The following is a 22,596-nucleotide window of genomic DNA, read 5'->3' as shown; positions in this document are numbered from 1 at the left end:
CACCACTCGCTACTCGCCACTCGCTCACTCGCCGTTCTTGCGGCCGATCCACCCCAGGTGCGTGTGCTGGAAGCTATCGCCGAACTTGAGGCCGTAGCCGAAGATGCGGTCCATGCTCGCGTGGCCATACAGGACGAGGCCGGCGATCAGCGGCGGGGTGGCGCGCAGCACGCCCATGTCCACCTGCCACAACGTGACCACCTCCATCAGGCCCGGGTTGGCGAACGCCAGCACCAGCGCGGCGACCGCCTTGTGGTGGAGCAGGTTGTAGGTGATGGCGCCCACCCGCGGGCTCACCAGGTAGCCCAGCATGCCGATGTCAGGCCCTAGCAGTAGCAGCGGGTACACCCACCACGCCACATCAGCGGCCATCAGCGTACCCGCGCACAGCAGGAACTGGGTGAGCTCTTCGAGACGGAGCAGGTTCTTCATGATCATCAAGTGACCGTTGATGGAGGTGTTGTGATCGGATGGAAGCCGTTGGGGTGAGTAGCGAGTGTGAGAGTGGCGAGTAGGACTCCACTCGCTACTCGCTCACTCGATACTCTCACACTCGCATACTCGTCCACCATGACCTACCACGTGATCCCCACCGGGCAATGGTCGCTGCCCATCACCTCGTTGAGGATGAAGGCGTCCTTCACCTTTGTCTCGAAGCCCTTGGTGACGAGCACGTAGTCGATGCGCCAGCCCACGTTCTTGGTGCGCGCGCCGAAGCGCTGGCTCCACCAGCTGTACTTCACCACGTCGGGGTGCCGGTGGCGGAAGCTGTCCACCCAGCCGGAGGCGAGCAGCGCGCTCAGGCCGTCGATCTCCTGCTGCGTGTAGCCGCTGGTCTTGTTGTAGTTGTCCTTGGGCCGGGCGAGGTCGATGGGCTGGTGGGCCACGTTGAGGTCGCCGGTGACGATGACGGGCCGCTTGCCTTGGGCGAGCTTGTTCACATAGGTCCTGAACGCCGCATCCCACTCGCCGCGGTAGCCCAGCCGCTTCATGCCCTCGCCGCTGTTGGGTGTGTACACGTTCACCACCACCACGTCCTTGAACGCGCATGTGACCACGCGGCCCTCGTCGTCGTGGCCCTTCATGCCGATGCCGAAGGCCACCATGGACGGCTTCTCCCGACTGACGATGGCCGTGCCGCTGTAGCCCGGCTTCAGCGCGCCGTAGGCGTTCACGTGGTAGCCGTCCACGCCGGCAAGGGCCTGCGCCACCTGTTCGGGCGTGGCCTTGGTCTCCTGGAAGCAGACGATGTCGGCATCGAGCGCCCGTAGCGTGTGGTGCAGGCCCTTGCCCACGCTGGCCCGGATGCCGTTCACATTGAAGGAGATGAGCTTCATGGGCGCAAAGGTGCGCGTCAATCCCGCTCCCATCGCCTTGGTCGATGGCGAACGGTGCGTTCCGCACGGAACCCCTAGCTTCACTTCACCAACCGACTTTCCCGTGCGCCCACCGGTCCTTCTGCCCTGTCTTGTGGGTGCGCTCCTTTGCGCTGCGCCCGTCCGTTCACAGGTGGATTGCCTCGGCGTGCTCGGCGGTTCCGCCCTGCCGGGGACCAGCTGCAATGACAACAACGCGTTCACCGGTAACGATACGTGGGACGCCAACTGCGTGTGCGTGGGCCTGCCCTTTGATTGCTCCGGCACACCCGGTGGGCCGCTGTTCCCCGGTATGGTCTGCGACGACGGTAGTCCATTGACCGTCAACGATGTGGTGGACGTGGACTGCGTCTGCAGGGGGTGGTCGATCATCGATTGCAATGCCGTTGAATCCGGCACCGCGCTGCCCGGCACGGCCTGCGATGACGGCGATCCGCTGACCACCACGGAAGTGTGGTCCCCGAACTGCATCTGCACCGTCCCGGCGATCGCGTGCGACGGTGTGCCCTTCGGTTACCAGAACACCGGCTTCCCCTGCGACGATGGCGACCCCTGGACCGTGGGCGAGGTATGGTCGACCACGTGCGCCTGCGACACCGGCGGCTTCGACCCGGTCAGCGGCTTCGTCTTCCTGGACGTGGACCTGAACGGCAGCTACGGGCCCGGCGACCATCCCATCCTCAACCGCACCGTGCGTGCGGTACCGGGCAGTTCGATGACCACCACGGGGCCCGACAGCAGCTTCCGGCTCCCCCTGTCCGCAGGCACCTACGAACTGATCGTCTCCCCCGGAGCGGCGGACGTGCAAGGCGGTACACCCTACCTGGTCACCGTCACCAACGGCGTTGCGTCGCCCGGCCATCAGTTGGCGATGACGGCCACCGCGCCCCTGCACGACCTTGGGGGATGGGGCACTATGACCCCACAGCCACGACCGGGCTTTCAGACGACGATCACCGTGTTCGTCACCAACACCGGCAACGTGCGTACCGATGGAACGGTGGACCTGTCCTTCGATCCCCTGCAGCAGTTCGTGTCCAGCAACCCGGCCGCCGTGCTGAACGGCAATACCCTGAGCTGGGACCTGGATACGCTGGAGCTGGGCGAGGTGGTGATGCTGAACGCCACGGTCCTGACGCCCTCCAACGTCCCACTGGGGACGCAGCTCGTCTGCACGGCGCAGCTCACCACGCCCGATGATGACCCCACGAACGACACCTGGACCATCACGCCGCTCGTGGTGGGCTCCTACGACCCCAACGACAAGCGGGTGACGCCGGAGACGCTCACCCCGCAGGAGGTGGCGGACGGCACGCCGGTGACCTACACGATCCGCTTCCAGAACACCGGCACTTTCCTCGCGGAACACGTGCGGCTCGTGGACACGCTGCCCGCCGAGCTGGACCCGACGACGCTCACCTTCATCGGCAGCACGCACCCGTGCACCGTGCACCTGATCCACGGTGTGCTGGACCTGCGCTTCGACCACATCATGCTGCCGGACAGCGGCACCGACGTGCTGCTCAGCAACGGCTCGGTCACCTTCCGGTTCACCCCGAACAACAACCTGCCCCTGGGCACGGTGGTGGCCAACCGCGTAGACATCTATTTCGACTTCAATCCCCCCATCCGCACCAACGACGCGGTCTTCGTGGTGGATCAGACCTCCGGCGTGGCGGGTGGTGAAGCTCGCCCCGATGCCCTGCGGGTGCGGCCCAACCCGGCGACCGATGAGCTGCACCTGCTGCTGCCCGAAGGGATGGGTGAGCGGGTGCAAGTGCGGGTGATCGATCAAGCGGGGCGAGCGGTGGACCAGGTGGATCGGGCGACGACCACGGCTGTGCAGCTGGACGTGAGCCAATTGTCCAGCGGGCTCTACTCGGTGCAGGTGACCGGTGCGGGGCGCACGGCCCACGCGCGGTTCGTGAAGCGACCGTGATCGGTGCGGAGCGCACACGGTGAACACCGCGTTGCGTAACATCGCCCCATGGATGCGTTCACCTGGGCGGTCGTCGCGTGGATCGGGGTGGCTGTGGTGACCCTGCCGGTGCTCCTGAAGGTGCGCGCGCCCTATGGCCGCCACGTCACCCAGGGCTGGGGCCCCACCCTGCCCAACCACTGGGGCTGGTTCTGGATGGAGCTGCCCGCCCTGCTCGTGTTCCCGCTGATGGTGGTGCTGGGGCCGCGCGAGCACGGCCCGCTCACCTGGCTGCTCGTCGGCCTGTGGACCCTCCACTACATCAACCGCACGCTGGTCTTCCCCTTCCGCCTGCGCACGAGCGGCAAGCGCATGCCCGTGGTGATCGTGCTGAGCGCCGTGCTGTTCAACGCGATCAACGGCGGCCTCAACGGCTGGTGGCTCGGCCACATCGCCCCGCCGGACCGCCCCTTCCCCGATGCGATGGCCGGGGCCGGGGTGCTGCTCTTCTTCGCGGGCATGGGCATCAACCGCTGGGCCGACGCCCGCCTCATCGCCCTGCGCGCCGCTGGCACCGGCTATCAGGTCCCGCGCGGCGGCCTCTTCGACCGCATCAGCTGCCCCAACCACTTCGGCGAGATCGTCGAGTGGACCGGCTTCGCCCTGGCCGCTTGGTCGCTGCCCGCCCTGAGCTTCGCGGTGTGGACCTTCGCCACCCTGGCCCCGCGCGCCCACAACCACCACGCCTGGTACCGCGAGCGCTTCGCCGACTACCCGCGCGACCGCAAAGCCGTGGTCCCCTACCTCTGGTAACATGCGCATCGCGGTCACCGGCGCCAACGGCCACATCGGCACCGTGCTCGCTCCGCTGTTGTTGGAGCGGGGCCACACCCTGCGCCTGCTCGTGCACCATCGCTCGGACGGCATCGCCCACCTCGACGCGGAACGTGTGACGGGCGACCTGCTGGATGCCGACGCGGTGGACCGCTTCGTGGCGGGCAGCGACGCCGTGATGCACCTTGCCGCCCGCATCAGCATCGACAGCAACCACGACCCGCTGGTTCCCCGCGTGAACGTAGAGGGCACGCGCCACATCGTGCAGGCCTGCCTCCGCCATGGCGTGAAGCGTCTGGTGCATGTGAGCAGCATCCACAGCTACGATAGCCACCCGCTCAACGAACCGCTCGACGAATCGCGCGGACCCACACGCCCCACTGCTCCGGCCTATGACCGCAGCAAGGCCGCGGCTGACGAAGTTGTACGAGATGCTGTGGCGGCGAACGGGCTGAACGCCGTCATCCTGGCACCCACCTCGGTGTTCGGTCCGATGGACCACGGGCCTTCGCTGCTGGGACGCGCCATCGCCGACGTGCACAACGGCAAAGTGCCCCTGCTACCGCCAGGCGGTTACGACTTCGTGGATGTGCGTGATGTGGCTCGCGCCATCGCGGAAGCCCTTACGCACGGTGCCGCCGGTTCCAAATACCTGCTGAGCGGTAGCTACCGCACGGTGCGTGAACTCTCCGCTGCCGTGGGCCGTGCGGCCGGGCGCCGCACCGTGCAACGTGTGGCGCCGTTGGGCCTGTTGCGGAGCCTGGTGCCCGTGTTCCGCCTTCAGGCCCGCCTCACCGGCCGCACACCCCTGATGACGCACGAGGCCCTCACCGCCCTGCTAGAGGGCCACCCCGACATCCGCAGCACCAAGGCCCAGGCGGAGCTCGGCTTCAGCCCGCGCCCCTTCGACGACTCGCTGACCGGGACCCTGGCCTGGATGCGCGAGGCCGACATGCTGATCGGCGTGAGGCAGCGTTAAGGCCGTGTGGCCGGTCCTTTCCCAGTTCACCGGGTGTTGATGAAAAAGCGCCTTCCGGGTCTGGACCCGGCATGGTGGCTGTTCTACCTTGGTTGAACCTTCGCCAGGTACCACCGTCGAACCTCCGCACCTGAACCGCAGCCCATGGCCATCCAACCCTATACCGGCCCCTTCGACAAACCGGAACTGCTGCATCTGCTCCGCCGCACGCTTTTCGGTGTTTCACCGGCGGACATGGTCCACTTCCAGGGGATGTCGCTCAACCAGGTGGTGGACGCCCTGCTCACCTTCAGCACCAACGTGCCTCCGCCGATCAAAGCGTACACGGCGCCTGATGGCAATAACCAACCGGACCCCTCGCTGGTGGACCCGGATGTGCCCTTCGGTAGCACCTGGGTGAACACACCCAGTGACCCGCAGGCGCCGATCGATCCGCGCGGGTACCGCATCCAGAGCCTCGCTGCGTGGCAGATGGGGCTCTTCGTAGGCCAGGAACGGACCTTGCGCGAGAAGATGTCCTTGTTCTGGAACAATCATATGCCCACCCAGGCAGGAGCGGTGTTCATGCCCGAAGCGCTCTACAGCCTGAACCAGCTGATCCGCGATGCCTGCCTGGGCAACTTCCGTCAGCTGATGTACGATGTGACGCTGGAGCCCGCGATGCTCATTTACCTCAACGGCTACCTGAACATCGCCACCGCACCGGACGAGAACTACGCGCGTGAGCTCATGGAGCTCTTCACCCTGGGCCAGGGCAGCGGATACACCGAGAGCGACGTGCAGGCGGCCGCGCAGGTGCTCACCGGATGGACGGTGCAGACCAGCAGTGGCGGGCAGCCCATCGTGCCGCAGACCATCTGCCTGCCGTTCCTGCACGCCATCACCGACAAACAGTTCAGCCCGTTCTTCAACAACACGGTGATCCAGGGGCAGACCGGCATCAACGGCGGCGCCAGCGAGCTCAACGCCCTGCTGAACATGATCTTCGCCAAGGAGGAGGTGAGCCTCTTCATCTGTCGCGAGATCTACCGCTGGTTCGTGCACGGCGAGATCAGCGCCGCCGCGGAGACCGATGTGATCCAGCCACTGGCCGAGCTCTTCCGCAACAACGCCGGCGCCCCCGACCAGATCCGCATCGTGATGCAGGCCCTGCTCACCAGCGACCACTTCTACACCGCCGACCTGCGCGGCTGCATGATCAAGAGCCCGGCGGACCTCGTAGTGGGAACGCTCCGCCAGTTCAGCATGCCCATGCCCGACGCCACGCAGTTCGAGGCGCAGTACCGCGTGTGGATGGACGTATACTACCTGGTCGCGTACTGCGGCCAGGAGATCGGCAACCCGCCCAACGTGGCCGGCTGGCCCGCCTACTATCAGTTCCCGCAGTACGATGACATCTGGGTGGACACCGCCACGTTCCCAGCGCGGAACTTCAGCCTGCAGGGCATCCTGTACACCGGCTTCTCCACCCCCGCCAACCTTTACCAAGCGCAAAGCCAGAACCTCGAGTTGAAGATCGACCTGGTGGCCTTCTGCGAGCAGCTCAGCAACCCCAGCGACCCCAACCAGTTGCTGGTGGACATGGTGGAACTGTACTACGCCGCTCCCATCAGCCAGGGAGTGCGGAACCAGTTGAAGACGAGCATCCTGCTGCTCGGTCAGTCACAGGACTACTACTGGACGTTCGCTTATTCCACGTACGTGGCCGATCCGAACACGCAGGACATGACCGCCCAGCTGGTGCCCACGATCCTGCTCTGGCTCACCATCGACATGCTGGGCGCCGCCGAGACCCACATCCACTGAACCCACCGACCATGCAACGCAGGAACTTCCTCCGCTCGATGTCCATGGCCACCGTGGGCGGCTTCACGGTGCGCGGCTTCTCCAACCCCATGCTGGCGCCCCTGCTCAACGGCGTGGGCGAGGACCGCGTGCTGGTGGTGGTGCAGCTCTATGGCGGCAACGACGGCCTCAGCACCGTGATCCCCATCGACCAGTACCAGCTGCTGAGCCAGTTCCGCAGCAACGTGCTGGTGCCCGAGACCAGCGTGCTGCCCCTCAGCGGTACCAACGGCGCCACCGGACTGCACCCGCGCATGACAGGCCTGATGGACCTGTGGGACGACGGCAAGCTGGCCATCATCCAGAGCGTGGGGTATCCGGACCCCAACTTCAGCCACTTCCGCAGCACCGACATCTGGGAAACGGGCTCCGACGCCAACCAGCTCCTTGACAGCGGCTGGGCCGGGCGCTTCCTGCACTTCGAGTACCCGAACTACCCGGTGGGCTTCCCCAACACCGACATGCCCGACCCGCTCGCCATCCGCGTGGGCGGTCCCATCGGCCCGGGCCTGCAGCACCTCGGCGTCAGCATGGGCGCGGCGATCTACAACACCGACGACCCGCTCAACCTCACCAACAACATCTACACCGACCCGGTGACGGCCGATTGCAAGGGCGGCAAGCTGGACTTCGTGCGCACCGTGCAGCGCCAGACGGACCTGTATGGCGATGTGATCAACGCCGCCGCGCAGGTGGGCTGCAACCAGAGCACGATGTACCCCACCGGCAACCAGCCCGGCGCGCAACTGGCCCAGGCCCTCAAGGTGGTGGCGCAGCTCATTTGCGGCGGCCTCAAGACCAAGATCTACTGGGTGAGCGACCAGGGCTTCGACACGCATGCACAGCAGACGCTCACCAACGACACCACCGCCGGCGTGCACCCCGACCTGCTCCAGGGCGTCAGCGACGCCATCCGCGCCTTCCAGGACGACCTGCAGCTGCTGGGCCTGCAGGACCGTGTCCTGGGCATGACCTTCAGCGAGTTCGGGCGCCGGGTGATGAGCAACGCCTCGGGGGGCACCGACCATGGCGCGGCGGCCCCGATGTTCCTTTTCGGCACCCAGGTGATGCCCGGGCTGCTGGGCAACAACCCCACCATCAGCCCCAACACCAACTTCACCACCAACCTGCCCATGCAGTACGACTTCCGCAGCGTGTACGCCAGCGTGCTGCGCGACTGGTTCTGCATGGCCCAGGCCGACGTGGATACCGTGCTGCTGAACACCTACCAGCCCCTGGCCGTGGTGGACCCCGACGGCTGCCTCGGCATCGGCATCCACGAGGCCAACCAGGGCAGCGGCACCAGCCTGCTGGAGGCTTGGCCTAATCCGTTCACCGATCGCACCAGCCTGCGCTTCACCAGCGAGGGCGGTCGCGTCGCCATCCATGTGTTCGATGATCAGGGCCGCGTGGTGCGCCTGGTGCGCAACCAGGACATGGCCGCGGGCACGCACACAGTGGACGTGGACCTGGAGGACCTGCCGGCCGGCGTGTACCACTGCCGCTTACAGAACGGCCGCCGGCAGCAGGTGAAGGACCTGCTGAAGGTGCGCTGAACGCGCTTAGTGCACGAACAACCGAACGGGTGTGTGGGACGCGTCCCGCGTGTGAAGTACGTAGCTGCCCGCAGCGGCGGGCGCGATCAACGGTTCGCCCGCGCCGAAGCGCCGCACGAGCCGTCCTGACGCATCGCGCAGCTCCAGCACCGCCTGTGGCGGAAGGTCTACGCGCGTGCGGTCCAGCTCGTCACCCGGGGACAGCATCCACGCTTGCGGCGCATGCCCTGTCGCGTCCACCCCGGCGATCGAGGTGGTGAGGTCCGCGGTGCCGTAGCCCAGGGGGAAGGCGTACGAGTTGTAGTCGCCCATGCCGTACGCCCAGGCCTGAAAGCCCTGCGCGCTCTCCACCCGGTGCATGCCCGCGCTCACCGGGAACTGCCCCCAGAACACGCCGCTCACACCGGCCATGGGCTGCAGCTGCGCACTGATGTCCACCGCGTCCAGCAACACCACCGGCGGTCCGGCCTCGCCCTGGGCCACGATGTTCACGAAGTGGTACGGCGTGCCCGCGCCGGTGAGGGCCGTCCAGATCACACGCTGGTCGGTGCGGTCGAAGGGATGCACCCACAGGTAGCAGGGATCGCCCATCGCGGGGTTGCAGCCCTGGCTGTCGTTGAACTGGCCCACCGCCACCGGCGCCGAGCTCTGCACCGTGAGCGGGACCGCAGCGAAGAACGAGGCCACCTCCCCGCTGTCCAGCACCACCGGTGCCTGTCCGGTAAGCTCCACCGTGGTGCCGTCCACCGAGGCGAGCACGCGCAGTTCGTCGCCCCCGCGCCCCAGGAAGGGCACGATGCGGAAGATGCGGCCCCAGCCGCTCAGCGGTTCCACCTGTTGGAAGAGGTGGTCGTCCGCGGCCAACGCACAGTTCACCCGAGCCTGCTTCGCCCCGCCGTACACCGCGATGGGTTTGGCCGGGTCCAGGCTGCGCACGCGTGACCCGCTGAGGTCGCCGAAGGCCTGCTGCTGGAAGACCTGCCCGGCATCCAGCTGCACGGTGTACGGCGTGCCCGGCGGCCGGAAGCCCACCGTGAGCACCGACGGCACCACCTCCACCACGGTGCTGTCCACCGTGGCCAGCACCGCGAAGGCGGACGGTTGCGTGGACACCGCATCCTCATGCGCGAGCACCAGATGGTCCGTGCCCAGACGCGTCGTCGGCAGGGCCATGCACGCTTCACTGAAGTAGAGCCGGTGGTGGTAGGCATACACGCTCACCGGATCATCGGCCACCACGCGCAGTCCGAAGTTGAACACCGCCTCATCGCCCTCCGGGTAGTAGATGTTCGTGGGCAGGGTGATCACCGTATCGTCCTGGGCCTGCACGGAGAACGGGATCGCGAAGCCGGTGTACGGCACCTGCACCTCGCCCTGGGTGCTGACATCGCTCGAGATCACCAGCTCGAAGTACGGCGGCGTGTTGAACTGCAGGTCCAGGTTCTCCATGAAGGTCACCCACAACTCGGTGCCGGAGCTGGAGGGCTGGGCGCAAGCGGTGGGCCGCAGGACGATCGTCCCGAGGAGCAGGGTGGACCACAGGGCAGAAGTGCGATCCATGTCCCAAAGGACGACGATCCCCGGTGTTGCGCTGCCTCAGATGGTGAATGCGGCCCGACGAGCGATGCGATCCGGTGCCCCCGGTCGAACAGAACCACGGGGAACCTTGTTCTGTGCCTTACTTCGCGGGGTGAGAGGGCGTGGTGCTTCACCACCCCGACCCGTGCGGTGGACCTTGTGATGCGCGCCTCCTCCTTTCGTTCCCGGTATGATGTCGTGGTGATCGGTGCCGGCCTCGGCGGGCTCACGAGCGCCGCATTGCTCTCGCGCGCCGGGCTCAGCGTGTGTGTGCTGGAGATGGATGCACGCCCCGGCGGCTACCTCGCGGGCTTCCGCCGCAAGGACCACCGCTTCGACAGCGCCATCCACTGGCTCAACCAGCTCGGCCCGAACGGCCTGGTGACGCGCGTGTTCGACCTGATCGGTGCCGACCACCCCACGGCGGCCCCGCAGAAGCGCATCAAGCGGTACATGGGCGACAGCTTCGACTACCTGCTCACCGACCGGCCCGATGACCTCAAGGAGCAGTGGATCCGCGACTTCCCACACGAAAGGGCCGGCATCGAGCGCTTCTTCCGCGATGCCCTGCGCATCGGTCGGGCCTTCGACGGCCTGGGCACCTTCATCCGCACGGAGGAGTCCAAGGGACCTGTGGGCAGGGTGCTCCACCTCCTGACCAAACTGAAGTTCGCCCGCCCCTTCCTGCCCCACCTCCGCCATACCGGCAAGGAGGGCGTGCGCCGCGGCTTGTCGAAGTACTTCAAGGACGAACGTCTGCAACGCGTCTTCGCCTCGGAGATGGACCTGCTGAGCTGTCTGGTGCCCATCGGCTGGGCCTATGTCGGCGACTATCAACTGCCTCCGGTGGGCGGCAGCCAGGTCCTGCCTGAATGGCTGGTGCACGTGATCACCAGCCTCGGCAACGAGGTCCACTACAAATGCCGGGTGGACCAGGTCCTGCTGGAGAATGGTCGCGCCTGCGGGGTGCGGTTCACCGAGCGGGGCATCACGCACGAGGTCGGGGCGGACCAGGTGGTGGGCGCCTGCGATGTGGAAGCCTTGTATGAACGCATGCTCCCACCGGGCGCCGTACCGGAAAAGCTCAAACGCAAGCTGCGCGAGGCGGAGCTCTACCCCAGCTCGGTCACGGTGGCGCTCGCCCTCGACCGGCCCACCGAGAGCTTCGGCTTCGGCGAGGAGATGATCTACCTCAGCAAGGACGACGTGCCGCGTGAACGACAGTGCGCCGGCGGACCGGACGAGGTCGGCATCAGCCTGCTGGCCCCTTCCCTGCGCGACCCGAGCCTGGCGCCGCACGGCATGGGCACCCTCACCATCTACATCCCGGCGGAGTTCGCGGATCACGAGCGCTGGCGCACCGGGGCCGATGGCGCCGAACGGGGCGAGGAGTACGAACGGTTGAAGCAGGAGTATGCCGCGACCCTGATCCGCCGCGTGGAGGAGCGGCTGGCACCCGACCTTTCCGAGCACATCGTGTACTGCGACGTGGCCACGCCCATCACCCATTGGCGGTACACCGGCAACCGCAACGGCAGCATGATGGGCGCTCGGCCCGGCAAGGCCAACTTCCAAGCGGGCATCACGCACTACCGCACTCCGGTGAAGGGGTTGTACCTGGGCGGCCATTGGGCCGAGCTCGGGGGCGGCGTGCCCATCGCCGTGCGCGCCGGTGCCAATGCCGCCATGCTCATCCTGAAGGACCGCCGCCATCCCGCCGCGCCCACGCTGGCCGCTTACATGGACGGCCACCTCAGCCCGGCCGACGCGGAAGCCTCCGGGCGGTTCAAGCTCTACGCCCCCACCTGGGAGCGCAGCCCCACCCCGGCGGAACGGAAACGGTCCGCAGCATAGCTACCATACTCGGTGTGATGAACGGTCCACGGCCTCGCGCAACGGACGGTCACACCGATCATCCCCTGCCCAACCGCCGGTCGTTCGCCGCGCAGCGTCCCATCCTCGCGCCGCGTCCCACAGGTGATGCCGCGCCAGGCCCTCGTCGCCCTTCACCTCATCTCCACCGCGCCCCTGTGCGCGCAGGACCACGTGGCCAACGGCGACATGGAGCAGTACACCCTGTGCCCGGACTATGTGAGCCAGATCGACCGCTGCGTGGGCTGGAGCCGCCCCACCGATGGCACGAGCGACTACTTCAACGCGTGCCTGGGCGTGCCCTTCAGCATGAGCGTGCCCGACAACCAGATGGGCGATGAACCCGCACGCTCCGGAAATGGCTACACCGGGCTCTATGCGTTCGGTGGCATGGACGCGAACCCACCGCAACCGAACGATTACAGGGAGTACATCACGCACGCGCTCTCTCCTCCGCTCACGCCGGGCACCACTTACAACGTGTCGTTCCATGTCAGCCTCGCCGACGTGTCGAAGTACGCCGTGAACGACCTCGGTGCGCTCTTCAGCATGGCGCCGCCCACCCGCACGGACTACCACGCCATCGACCGCAGCCCACAGGTGGCCTGGGGTGCTGCGGGCTGGCTCGACGACAAGAGCGGATGGACCCGCATCGCCGGCTGCCTCACCGCGGACAGCGCCTACACCACGATCACCATCGGCCACTTCCACGGTGCGGGCACAGCCTTTCTGCAGGTGCCCACCAACTTCCCCCTCACCGACTGGAGCTACTACTTCGTGGAGGACGTAAGCGTGCGGGCCGTGGAAGCGCCACACCTCGGGCCTGACACCTCGGCCTGCGGACCCGTGCTGGTGGAGGTGGTCGATCCGGACCCCGGCGCCAGCTACTCATGGAACACCGGCCACAGCGGTCCTGCGCTGCTCGTGGACAGCTCCGGCACCTACGTGGTGACGCTCGCCCATCCCGATTGCTCCCTGTCGGACAGCATCATGGTCACCATCGGTGATCACCTCCCGATCACGCTGCCCCGCGACACCGTGGTGGACCTCTGCGCCGATCCGACGGTGCTGTTCGACATCGGCCCGCTACCGCCCGGCGCCACGGCGCACTGGAGCGACGGCACCGCCGGCCCGCAGTGCATCGCGTCCACCTCGGGCCCCTTGAGCGTGGTGGTGGAAGGCCCCGGGATCTGTCCGTCCATGGCCGCCGTGCAGCTGGTGGACGCGTGCGAGTGGCCCCTGCATGTGCCGAATGCCGTGACCCCGAACGGCGATGGCCTCAACGACACCTGGCGGCCCGTGTGGCAGGCCGAGCGCATCACGCGATGGCAGGTGATCGTCGTGGACCGATGGGGCCGCACCCTCTTCACCAGCACCGACCCCGCCGAGGCCTGGGACCCGACGGACGTGGCGGTGGGCTGCTACGCCTACCGCGTGGAGGCGGCCGAAGCAGGATCTCCGGCGGTGCGTATCGCACACGGCCATGTGACAGTGGTGCGATAGCATCCTCACCCGCCCATGGCCGCGTCGAAGCCGGGGCGGATGAACCTCATCGGCTGCGTTGCCGGGTCGTTCACCGGATCATGACCGGATGGATGGCCGCACTTCCCATGCGCAGCGTATAGCTCCCTGAGGGCAGGTGCGACACGTCCACCGTCATCGGAGAGCTCGTTGCGGACCAACGTGCAACGGATCTTCCCATCATGTCGAAGAGCTCCAGCGATGCAGGAGTTCCGGTGTAGGCGATGAACAACCGATCGTCCGCCGGATTCGGCCAGAGCCTCGATGCCGGATCCATGAGGCCCCCGACCCAGGTACTGCAATCCACGACCAGCGTGTCGGTGACCGCGCCGGGACATCCGTTCGGATCAACGACCGTGTAGGTCACCGTATGTGTACCGATGCCCCAGACCGCCGCCTCGAACGCCGTGTAGGATGTTGCCGAGCCGTCGATCGTGTACTGCCCTCCGGAGGGCAGACCTTCCGTTAGCGGCAACACCGCGGTGCAGTCGGTCAATGTGTCCAGCCCGAGAGCGAAGCTCACGAGCGGAGCGGACAGCACCTCGACCAGCAGGGTATCGGGGAAGGGGCACTCGCCCGGAGCGACGGCGGCGGCCACCACCGGCCAGAGGCCCGGACCTTGATCCGGGGAGAACCAGCCCGTGACGAAGATCCCTCCGTCGTACGTGCTGGAGTCAACGCCTTCGAGGAAGTAGGACACCCCGCCAGCGGGCACGGCGAGCGGAACGGACAGTGGTGCGGTATCCTCGCACAGCGGGTCGACCTCCCCGAAGAACACCGGGGTACAGGGCAGCACGTTCACCGCCGTGGTGGCGTCCGACGGGCATGGATGACCGGTGACATCCGTGAATGTGTACACCACATCGGTGTTGATCGGTCGCGACGCACAATCCGTGTACACCCGGCCTTGGGCATCCGCCGGTGCGCTCCACAGTCCACCTGTCGGTGCGCCGATGAGCTGGAGCACCGCGTCGGGACACTGGGGATCCGAGGCCGTGACCTCCACGGTGGGTTCGTTGATCACCTCCACGGTGGCGAACGCGCTGGCGATGCAGCCTTGTGCGTCGATGGCCCCGTAGGTCATCGGATACGTTCCGGCACCCAGGCCACAACCCGTGGGATGGAACAGATGCCCCCAATCGACACAGGTCCCGGTCCAGCGGCCATCGGCAGGGAGGCCTTCCGGCAGGTGATAGGCATTCAGGCCCCATGCACAGAGCGTGTCCAGCGGGGGAACCGTCGCGACCGAACCACCGGCGCCCGGCAGGTCATTGGCGTACCAGGAGACCGTGTCGTTGTGCGCGATGATCACGTCCTGGCGCGCGTCGCCATTCAGGTCTCCGATCACCAACCGCCCATCACCAGCTCCGCGCAGCCCGCTGACCGCCGGGGCGGAAAAACCGCCCAACGCATGATCATAGTGCGACCAATAGACCGGCCCCGCATATACCCAGTGGCACCATAAGAAACCGGCGCCGGGACCACAACCCATGGGTGCAGCCCAGCCGGCTCCCTCGTTCGGTGCGTTGGGATCGACCACATGAACGATGTTCCCTCCCCATACCCCGCTATCGGCGACCAGGTTCTCCACCCACCGGACATTGAACCCTGCATCCACGAGGTCCAGATCACCGTCCCCGTCGCAATCAATGAGGCGCTTGCTACGCGTGTACCAGGTCGATGAATAACCCGGCATGACCGCAGTGGACCAGGATGATCCATTGCCAGGGTTCAGCCCGAACATGATCTGTTCCTGATGAACACCCACGAGATCCACATCCCCGTCCATGTCCACGTCGCCTGCATCAAAAAGCGACACCGGAGCACCGAACCACAGGGAATCCATGTCGAGGAACGTGCCTCCACTGTTCTCGAGCCAGTATACTGAAGAGTCTTTGCGGAACACCACCTCCGGAAGCGGGCTTCCGACAATATCCGCGCAGATGATCATTTGGCCAGGGACGGTCGTCAGCAGCGTACCTGGCGTGAATGAACCCGTTCCATCGTTCTCGAACCAGAGAAGCTCATCGGCATAGCTCCTGTGCGCAAGCAGGTCCACGTCCTGGTCCCCGTCCAGATCACAGACCTCCACGTGGCCGATCTGGTCGAGCGCGACCACGGTCTGCAACGGGCCAAAGGACCCCAAGCCGTCCACGTTCTCCAACATCTGGATACCCGTGTCAGAGTCCTTGAGCACAATGTCCTGGTCGCCGTCATTATCCAGATCGGCGACAAGGGGGTCCATATAAGTGATGCCCGTATGCAGATCGATCCGGGGTCCGAACTGGGCTGAGGTGGATCCGGTGCACAGCAACGCGATGGTGATCAGGGGAAGGGTACGGGGCATGTGCGGAGGGATCAGGCCTTGAATCTAGCGGATCCGCGCCACACCTCCGCATGCGCCCTCACCCGCCCATGGCCGCATCGAAGCCGGGGCGGATGAACTTCATCGCGTCCGGGAACTCCGCGTCCAGTCCCTTGCGGATGCGGCGCAGCAGCTCCTGCATCGGCAGCGCATCATCGGCCTCTTCGGGGAGCAGCTCCACGATGGTGTCCCACGCGGCGATCGACCGGTCCACCGCGTCCGCGCACACCTTGGCCGTGCCGTTCCAGTCGCTCTGCACCGGATCATCGTCGTCGTCGTCCAACTTGCCGTACAGGGCGCGCTGCAGCTTCACATGGATCATGGTGTGGAACCACAGCACCTCTTGTACGGCCTCGCTCAGCACCAGCACTTCCGGGGTGCGCAGCTCCGCGGGGATGTCCACGCCCATGCGGTGATGCAGCTGTACGCCGCGGGCCTTGAGCGCCTCCTCGCGCGCTTCGCTCCACGCATGCACGAGATCGAGGTAGGTGGATCCCATGCCGCTCAGCGGGTGCGCGTCCACCTTGCGGTCCAGGGCCTCCTGCTCGCGGCGCCATTCGGCCATCTCGGCCTGCTCGCACGCGTCCTCCACCGGATCCGCCGGCTCGTTCTCCCGCTCTTCCTTCGCGGCGTCCAGGGCGGCCATGTCCTCCTCGCTGAGGCCCATGAGCTTCATGAGCCGCTTGCGCAGGTCCTCGGGGCTCTCATCGGCCACGGCGTCCTCGGCCTCGCCCACATCATCCACGTCCAGCGCGCCCACGCGGCACTGCCGCACGAAGCGGCAGCGCTCGCAGCGCCGGTCGCAGTAGTTGTGGATGAAGGGGATGTAGCCCTGCGCGTCGGGGGTGTGCATGGAGCGGGACATGAGGTGAAAATACGGAGCTCCATTGATGCGGGTGCGTGATGACCGTCGGCCGGTCACGCCTCCCGCTTCACCCAGGCCTGCACCATCCGCAGCTGGCCGTAGCCGAAGCGGCCGTCGAAGTGGCCCGCCGCCTCGTTCAGCCCCTTGGCCGGGTTCTCGCGCATCCAGTCGGCGATGAGGTCGCGCTCCGCGTCGGGCATCAGGCCGTCCAGCTCCACCAAGCCCTCCCCGATGCCCCGCGCCAAGTGCCCCTCGATCGTGCTCCGCGCCATCTGGCGCTTGCTGGCGATCTCCTCCACCGACAGGCCCTCCTTCACCAGGGCATAGGTGCTGGCGTAGGTGGAACCCTTCGCTGGGCGTGCCGGAGGGTCGCCACTACGGGTGCCATCGGCGCTCTCCGGATCCGATGAACCACGTTTGCGCCGTTTGCCGGTCTTGCCCTTCGGGCGGTTCTCTTCGGCCCAGGCGCGCGCATCGCCCACCAGGGCAGCGCGCTTGGCGGCCATCCCCTGCTCGATGTCCTTCTGCCGCTGGATCTCCTCGCCGTTGAGGATGCAGCGCGTGAGGTAGCCCACCTTGGCGATGGTGGCGATGCGCTTCATCAGCATGCCGTCGATCTCCTTCAGCGCGTTGGTGTACTCCTTCGTCCGGCTCAGCAGCTCGGCCTGGGCCATGTGGCGGACCAGGGCCTTCATCCGCTCCTGCAGCAGGTCGCCGTAGTAGGCGCCGCCCTTGTCGATGCGCACCAGCAGCTCCTCCCGCCTGTCCTCGAACAGCAGGCGCATCAGCTGACCCTGGAACGTGCGGGTGTTCGCCTCCTCGGTCCGCAGCGTATCGCGCAGCACCTGCAGGGCGGTCTTCATGTCCTCGCTGTCGAACTGCGCGGTCTCCGGATGGTCCTTCTGCGTCCACTCCACCTTCCGCAGCAGGTCCCCGAGGTCGAAGGTGCCCGTGAGCAGCTGCTGCAGGTAGGCGCGCTGCTGGGCGTGCAGCTGCTGCGGAAGCGGTTCCTGCTGCCCGCCGCGCTGGGTGAAGGCCACCACCTCCCGGTCCGTGCTCACCACCGCCGGATCGATGCGCGTGCGCAGGATCAACCCGTCCAGCGAGCGCAGGCGCGAGAGCGCCACGTACACCTGCCCCGGGGCGAAGGCCTGTCCCACATCGATGATGGCCCTGCCGAAGGTGAGGCCCTGGCTCTTGTGCACCGTGATGGCCCACGCCAGCTTGACGGGATACTGCTCGAAGGTGCCCAGCACCTCCTCCTCCTGCTCCTTGGTGGCCGCGTTCACCACGTAGCGCTTGTTCTCCCAGGTCTCGCGTTTCAGCTTGTAGGTGGCGGCGGAAGGCGCATCCCCCACCCCGTCGTACATGCGCACCGTGATGCCCTCGTCGCTCAGCGCCTCCACCCGTGCCAGCTTGCCGTTGAAGTACATCTTCTCCGGATCGTTCTTCACGAACATCACCTGCGCGCCCACCTTGAGCCCGATGCGCTCCAGCACGGGGTACATGCTCTGCGGGAAGTCGCCGTCGATGTGGGCCTCGAAGGCGTGCGCCTTGCCAGGCAGCCTGGTGAGCGCCTGCTGGTTGATCTCGTCGGCCTTGTGGTTGTGCGTGGTGAGGGTGATGACGCCCTCGCTCTCCGCGGCGGGGATGGTGGAGCGGTAGTGCGCGTTCAGCTCGTCCACATCCTCCGGCCGCACCGTGTTGTCGCGCAGGTTGTTGAGGATGCGGATGAAGCGGTCGTCCTGCTGGCGGAAGATGAGGTCCAGCTCGATGTGCGCGTAGCCGTGCTGCTTCATCACCAGGCTCTCGAAGAAGTGCATGCTGGCGTAGTACCGCTGCATCACGCGCCACTCCTCGTCCTTCACCACGGGCGGCAGCTGGTACAGGTCGCCGATCAGCAGCACCTGCGCACCGCCGAAGCTCTCGCGGCGGTTCTGGCGCACGGCGCGCATGCGGAAGTCGATCGCGTCCAGGACATCGGCGCGCAGCATGCTCACCTCGTCGATGATCAGCAGGTCCACCTCGCGCAGCACGTTGCGCCGAAGGGCGTTGAGCGGATGCCGACGGGTGAGCGTGTCCTGGTCGTGGAAGGCCCCCTCGGGGATGTCCGCCGGCCGCTGCTTCTCGGGCAGGAAGGCGCCGAAGGGCAGCAGGAACTGGCTGTGGATGGTGACCCCCCTGGCGTTGAGCGCCGCGATGCCCGTGGGCGCCAGGATCACATAACGCTTGTGGGTGCTGGTGGCCAGCCGGTGCAGGAAGGTGGTCTTGCCGGTGCCCGCCTTGCCGGTGAGGAAGACGTGGCGGTTGGTGCTGTTGACGAAGCGGGCGGCCAGCACGGCCATCTCCGTCTCCACGTGCGCTTCACCGGGCACGGCGGTCTGTAGGTTCACCTCGCGAAGGTCGGAAGTGCGTTCATCAGGGGCGAAGGACATTCTTCATGGCTGTGCGGTCCGGCTCCGGGTGTCACTGACGGGAACACCGTCACCCGGCCGCCGGCAAAATAGCGATCCACGATCGTGCTGCCTACATCGGCTCTCCGACCTTCGCCCCGATCTTCGCCGCCATGCCCTGGCACCCCCTCACCGCCCTCGACCAGCTGGACGCCATCGATGCCGCATCCGCCCACAGGCCCGTGCTGCTCTTCAAGCACAGCACCCGCTGCTCCATCAGCGACACGGCGCTCCACCGCCTGCAGCGCGCCTGGCAGGTGGCCGATGGTCCCGTGCACCTGCTCGACCTTTTGCGGCACCGCGACCTCTCGGACGCCATCGCCGAACGCTACGGGGTGCGGCACGAGTCGCCGCAAGCCCTGGTGATCCATCACGGCCGGTGCATCCTCCACGCCTCGCACCTGGCGATCACCTACCCCGGGCTCGCCGCCGCCATGCGGGGCTGATCGGGCCGTTCCCCCGGCCGCTCCTTTCTTTGGCCTCAGGCAGCGCCATGGCGTGCGATGCCGTCCCCCCTCCATGTCCCCGCGCATCGCCCCGTTCCACCTTCCGCTCGCCACCGTCATGCTCCTCCGCCTCGCGGGTCCACCCGGTACCGCCGACGCCCAGAGCTGGCAGCCGCCGCACGAGATCCCCGACCATCGCGGCACCGGTGGCGCCATCGGCCTGTGGAACAGCATGGTCATCGTCAACGGCCATCCGGCGATCGCCACGGTGGACGCGGGGCACAACATGATCCGCTTTGTGCGCGCGAACGATCCGCAAGGCAGCTCGTGGGGCACGCCCGTGTTCGTGAACACACCGGCCGTCGACGGCACGCACCTGTCGCTCTGCGTGGTGAACGGACGCCCCGCGATCGCCTATCACCGGGTGTTCGGACAGGACCTGATGTACGTGCGCGCCAACGATGTGAACGGCGACAACTGGGGCACGCCGGTGCTGGTGGACGAGCCGGGCGATGTGGGCAAGGCCGCCAGCATCGCGGTGGTGAACGGCGCTCCGGCCATCAGCTATTACGACGGTGCCATCCAGCGCCTGCGCTACGTGCGGGCCAACGATGCCGACGGCACCAGCTGGGGCACACCGGTGAACCCGGAGCTCATCATCGGCCAGATCAACAGCACCACGCTGGTGGTGGTGAACGGCCACCCGGCCATCGGCTTCGGACGCAACGGCAACACGCGCTATATCCGGGCCACGGACGCGGACGGAGCCACCTGGGGCACCGGCGTCACGATGGTGACCGGCCTCTCCAACGGCACCTTCACCTCGCTCGCCGTGGTCGCCGGCTTTCCCTGCATGGCCTACTACAAGTTCGAGGATGAGCGCGTGGCCTTTCGCCGCACCACCGATGCGAACGGCGATACCTGGGGCGCCGAGGCCTCCGTCCACTATGTGAACGGACAGCTGATCGGCGCCTACGCACGCGTCCTCGAAGTGGACGGCTTTCCCGCCGTGGCGTATCAGCAGGTCACCAGCGCCGACCTGTACTACGTGCGCGCAGCGAACGCCACCGGCACCAGCTGGCTGAACCCCGTGGCCGTGGACGCGGGAGGCCACGTGGGGCGCGACATCACCATGCACTTGGTGGACGGAAGGCCCGCCATCGCGTACTACGATGTCACCAGCGACGACCTGCGCTTCGTGCGCGCCACCAACAGCACCGGCATGGGCGCGGGGTCATGGGGAACACCTGTGGTCATCGATACCCACCCGCGCATCGGTCAGTACATCAGCCAGGCCGTCGTGCAGGGCCATCCCGCGCTGGCCTACTACGACGCCGACAACCAGGACCTGCGCTACATCAGGGCACTGGACAGTACCGGCACCACCTGGGGCACCTCGGTCACGGTGGACTCCATCGGCCCCTGCGGTGCCTTCTGCAGCCTGGCCATCGTGAACGGTCGCCCGGCGATCGCGTACTTCCACGAGCAGGACAACGTGCGCTACGTGCGCGCCAACGACGCCTTGGGCACAAGCTGGGGCGCTTCGGTGGGCATGGACAACAGCCAGAGCGGGCCGCGAGGCCAAGGCACTTCATTGGCGGTGATCGGCGGCCGACCCGCGATCGCCTACCAGAACAACACGAACAGCAACATCCGATACGTACGCGCCAACGATGCCGACGGTAGCAGCTGGCCCACCAACGGGATCACCATCGGAACGAGCGGTGCCACCGACGTGCACCTCGACCTGGCGGAGGTGGGCGGCCTGCCCGCCGTGGCCTACCACCGCTCACAGACCTCTGACCTCTACTACGAGCGCGGTGGCAATGTCGATTGGAACGGCGGCACCGCCATCGAAGTGGTGGTGGCCTCCACCGGCAACACCGGTTGGTACGCGCAGCTCGACGTGGTGAACGGCAACCCCGCCATCGCCTTCCTCGATGTCACCAACACGGACCTCACGTTCGTTCGCGCCACCACCGCATCAGGCTCCACCTGGGGAAGCCCCGTGGTGGTGGACGCGGCCGGCGGCAACTTCGGCAGCCTCTCGCTGATCGATGGCACGCCCGCCATCACCTACGCACGCTCGCTGAACCCGCTGCATGTCGTTCGAGCCGACGACCCGAACGGCAGTACGTGGGGCATTCCGGTGGCCCTGACGACCGCGCCCATCGCGGCGAATTTCTCCAGCCTAGTGCAGAACGGCCCTCACGTGGGCGTGGCCTTCCACAACATGCGACGCTCCATGCCGTGGTTCGTGGTGGGCGGAGAATGCACCACGCCCGACGCGCCGGTGAGCACCACACCGCCTGGCAACCTGAACCTGTGCGGTCCGGGAAGCACCACCCTCAGCGCGACGGGTTCCAGCCTCACATGGTCCGATCAGCCTATTGGCGGCACCCCATTGGGCATGGGCAACACCTTCGCCACCGGCATCTTGAACGCGACCACGACCTTCTACGCCCAGGACAGCACCTGTGCCGCGAGCGCACGCACCGCCATCATCGTCCACGTGACGGTCATCGACACCGGTGTCACCGAACAGAACGGCACCCTGACCGCGCAAGCGACGGGTGCCCAGTACCAATGGCTCGACTGCAACGCGGGCCTCGCACCAGTGCTCGGGGAGAACGGACAGAGCTTCGTCGCAGGCACGGGACTCTGGGCGGTGCAGGTCACCGAGGGGGCCTGTGTGGACACGAGCGCCTGTGCGCAGGTGGTGAGCACGGGCATCAGCAGCATCGGCCGGCCCGCATTGCACGTGCGTCCGAACCCCACGCAGGGCCCGCTCCGTGTGCAGCTGCGCTCGTCCACTTCGAGCCCCGAGCGCCTGACCCTGTACGACGCGGCGGGCAGGTCCGTGCTCGAAGCACGGACCGACGCATCCAGCGTGGCTCTGTTCGACCTTTCGGCACTTGCACCGGGCATCTATGTCCTACGCACCGCGGATGGCACCACGGCCCGCGTCGTGCGTCAGTGAACAGGCCC

General features: G+C 66.8%; 15 protein-coding genes. 9 read left to right on the top strand and 6 right to left on the bottom strand.

Annotated features, from left to right (window positions below; genetic code table 11):
• Positions 1-24: 24 nt before the first annotated feature.
• Together IPJ87_01730 and xth are read right to left on the bottom strand one after the other, a co-directional pair.
• Positions 25-432 (bottom strand): DUF4260 domain-containing protein, encoded by a 408-nt coding sequence (locus tag IPJ87_01730; protein ID MBK7940592.1) that lies wholly within the window; start codon positions 430-432, stop codon positions 25-27.
• Between the two features lie 143 nt (positions 433-575).
• Positions 576-1,337 carry an exodeoxyribonuclease III gene (gene xth / locus IPJ87_01725; GenBank protein MBK7940591.1) on the bottom strand — a complete coding sequence of 254 codons (762 nt, stop codon included), beginning with the start codon at positions 1,335-1,337 and terminating at the stop codon, positions 576-578.
• A gap of 103 nt (positions 1,338-1,440) precedes the next feature.
• Between xth and IPJ87_01720 the strand changes: the two genes are divergently transcribed.
• From IPJ87_01720 to IPJ87_01700, 5 genes are all read left to right on the top strand, one after another.
• Positions 1,441-3,315 carry a T9SS type A sorting domain-containing protein gene (locus tag IPJ87_01720; GenBank protein MBK7940590.1) on the top strand — a complete coding sequence of 625 codons (1,875 nt, stop codon included), beginning with the start codon at positions 1,441-1,443 and terminating at the stop codon, positions 3,313-3,315.
• Between the two features lie 48 nt (positions 3,316-3,363).
• Positions 3,364-4,107: a DUF1295 domain-containing protein gene (locus IPJ87_01715; protein MBK7940589.1), complete on the top strand. Its 744-nt coding sequence runs from the start codon at positions 3,364-3,366 to the stop codon at positions 4,105-4,107.
• Between the two features lies 1 nt (position 4,108).
• The gene (locus tag IPJ87_01710; protein ID MBK7940588.1) at positions 4,109-5,107 is read left to right on the top strand and encodes an NAD-dependent epimerase/dehydratase family protein; all 999 of its coding nucleotides are present in this window, start codon (positions 4,109-4,111) and stop codon (positions 5,105-5,107) included.
• 144 nt (positions 5,108-5,251) lie between these two features.
• Entirely contained in the window at positions 5,252-6,913 is a 1,662-nt protein-coding gene (locus tag IPJ87_01705) for a DUF1800 domain-containing protein (protein MBK7940587.1), read from the top strand.
• Between the two features lie 11 nt (positions 6,914-6,924).
• Entirely contained in the window at positions 6,925-8,508 is a 1,584-nt protein-coding gene (locus tag IPJ87_01700) for a DUF1501 domain-containing protein (protein MBK7940586.1), read from the top strand.
• Positions 8,509-8,514: 6 nt separating this feature from the next.
• Here IPJ87_01700 and IPJ87_01695 read toward each other — a convergent pair whose 3' ends face one another.
• Positions 8,515-10,068 carry an IgGFc-binding protein gene (locus tag IPJ87_01695; protein MBK7940585.1) on the bottom strand — a complete coding sequence of 518 codons (1,554 nt, stop codon included), beginning with the start codon at positions 10,066-10,068 and terminating at the stop codon, positions 8,515-8,517.
• A gap of 180 nt (positions 10,069-10,248) precedes the next feature.
• On the opposite strand from IPJ87_01695, the gene IPJ87_01690 reads away from it, so the two are divergent.
• The gene (locus tag IPJ87_01690; GenBank protein ID MBK7940584.1) at positions 10,249-11,940 is read left to right on the top strand and encodes an NAD(P)/FAD-dependent oxidoreductase; all 1,692 of its coding nucleotides are present in this window, start codon (positions 10,249-10,251) and stop codon (positions 11,938-11,940) included.
• Between the two features lie 126 nt (positions 11,941-12,066).
• Positions 12,067-13,461 carry a gliding motility-associated C-terminal domain-containing protein gene (locus IPJ87_01685; protein MBK7940583.1) on the top strand — a complete coding sequence of 465 codons (1,395 nt, stop codon included), beginning with the start codon at positions 12,067-12,069 and terminating at the stop codon, positions 13,459-13,461.
• Between the two features lie 70 nt (positions 13,462-13,531).
• On the opposite strand, the gene IPJ87_01680 is transcribed toward IPJ87_01685, so the two are convergent.
• From IPJ87_01680 to IPJ87_01670, 3 genes are read right to left on the bottom strand one after another with little or no spacing between them, the layout of a single operon-like run.
• Positions 13,532-15,826: a T9SS type A sorting domain-containing protein gene (locus tag IPJ87_01680; protein MBK7940582.1), complete on the bottom strand. Its 2,295-nt coding sequence runs from the start codon at positions 15,824-15,826 to the stop codon at positions 13,532-13,534.
• A 58-nt stretch (positions 15,827-15,884) separates the two neighbouring features.
• Complete coding sequence (locus IPJ87_01675) at positions 15,885-16,709, bottom strand: hypothetical protein (GenBank protein ID MBK7940581.1); 825 nt, start codon at positions 16,707-16,709, stop codon at positions 15,885-15,887.
• A gap of 53 nt (positions 16,710-16,762) precedes the next feature.
• Positions 16,763-19,054 (bottom strand): AAA family ATPase, encoded by a 2,292-nt coding sequence (locus IPJ87_01670; GenBank protein MBK7940580.1) that lies wholly within the window; start codon positions 19,052-19,054, stop codon positions 16,763-16,765.
• Between the two features lie 221 nt (positions 19,055-19,275).
• Between IPJ87_01670 and ytxJ the strand changes: the two genes are divergently transcribed.
• Positions 19,276-19,608: a bacillithiol system redox-active protein YtxJ gene (ytxJ, locus tag IPJ87_01665; GenBank protein ID MBK7940579.1), complete on the top strand. Its 333-nt coding sequence runs from the start codon at positions 19,276-19,278 to the stop codon at positions 19,606-19,608.
• Between the two features lie 118 nt (positions 19,609-19,726).
• Complete coding sequence (locus IPJ87_01660; GenBank protein MBK7940578.1) at positions 19,727-22,588, top strand: T9SS type A sorting domain-containing protein; 2,862 nt, start codon at positions 19,727-19,729, stop codon at positions 22,586-22,588.
• Positions 22,589-22,596 lie beyond the last annotated feature (8 nt).

This window comes from Flavobacteriales bacterium, assembly GCA_016713875.1.
Classification (GTDB): Bacteria; Bacteroidota; Bacteroidia; order Flavobacteriales_F; family PHOS-HE28; genus PHOS-HE28.
Note: the sequence above shows the minus strand (reverse complement) of the source record. Positions and strands in the feature narration are given on the sequence as shown.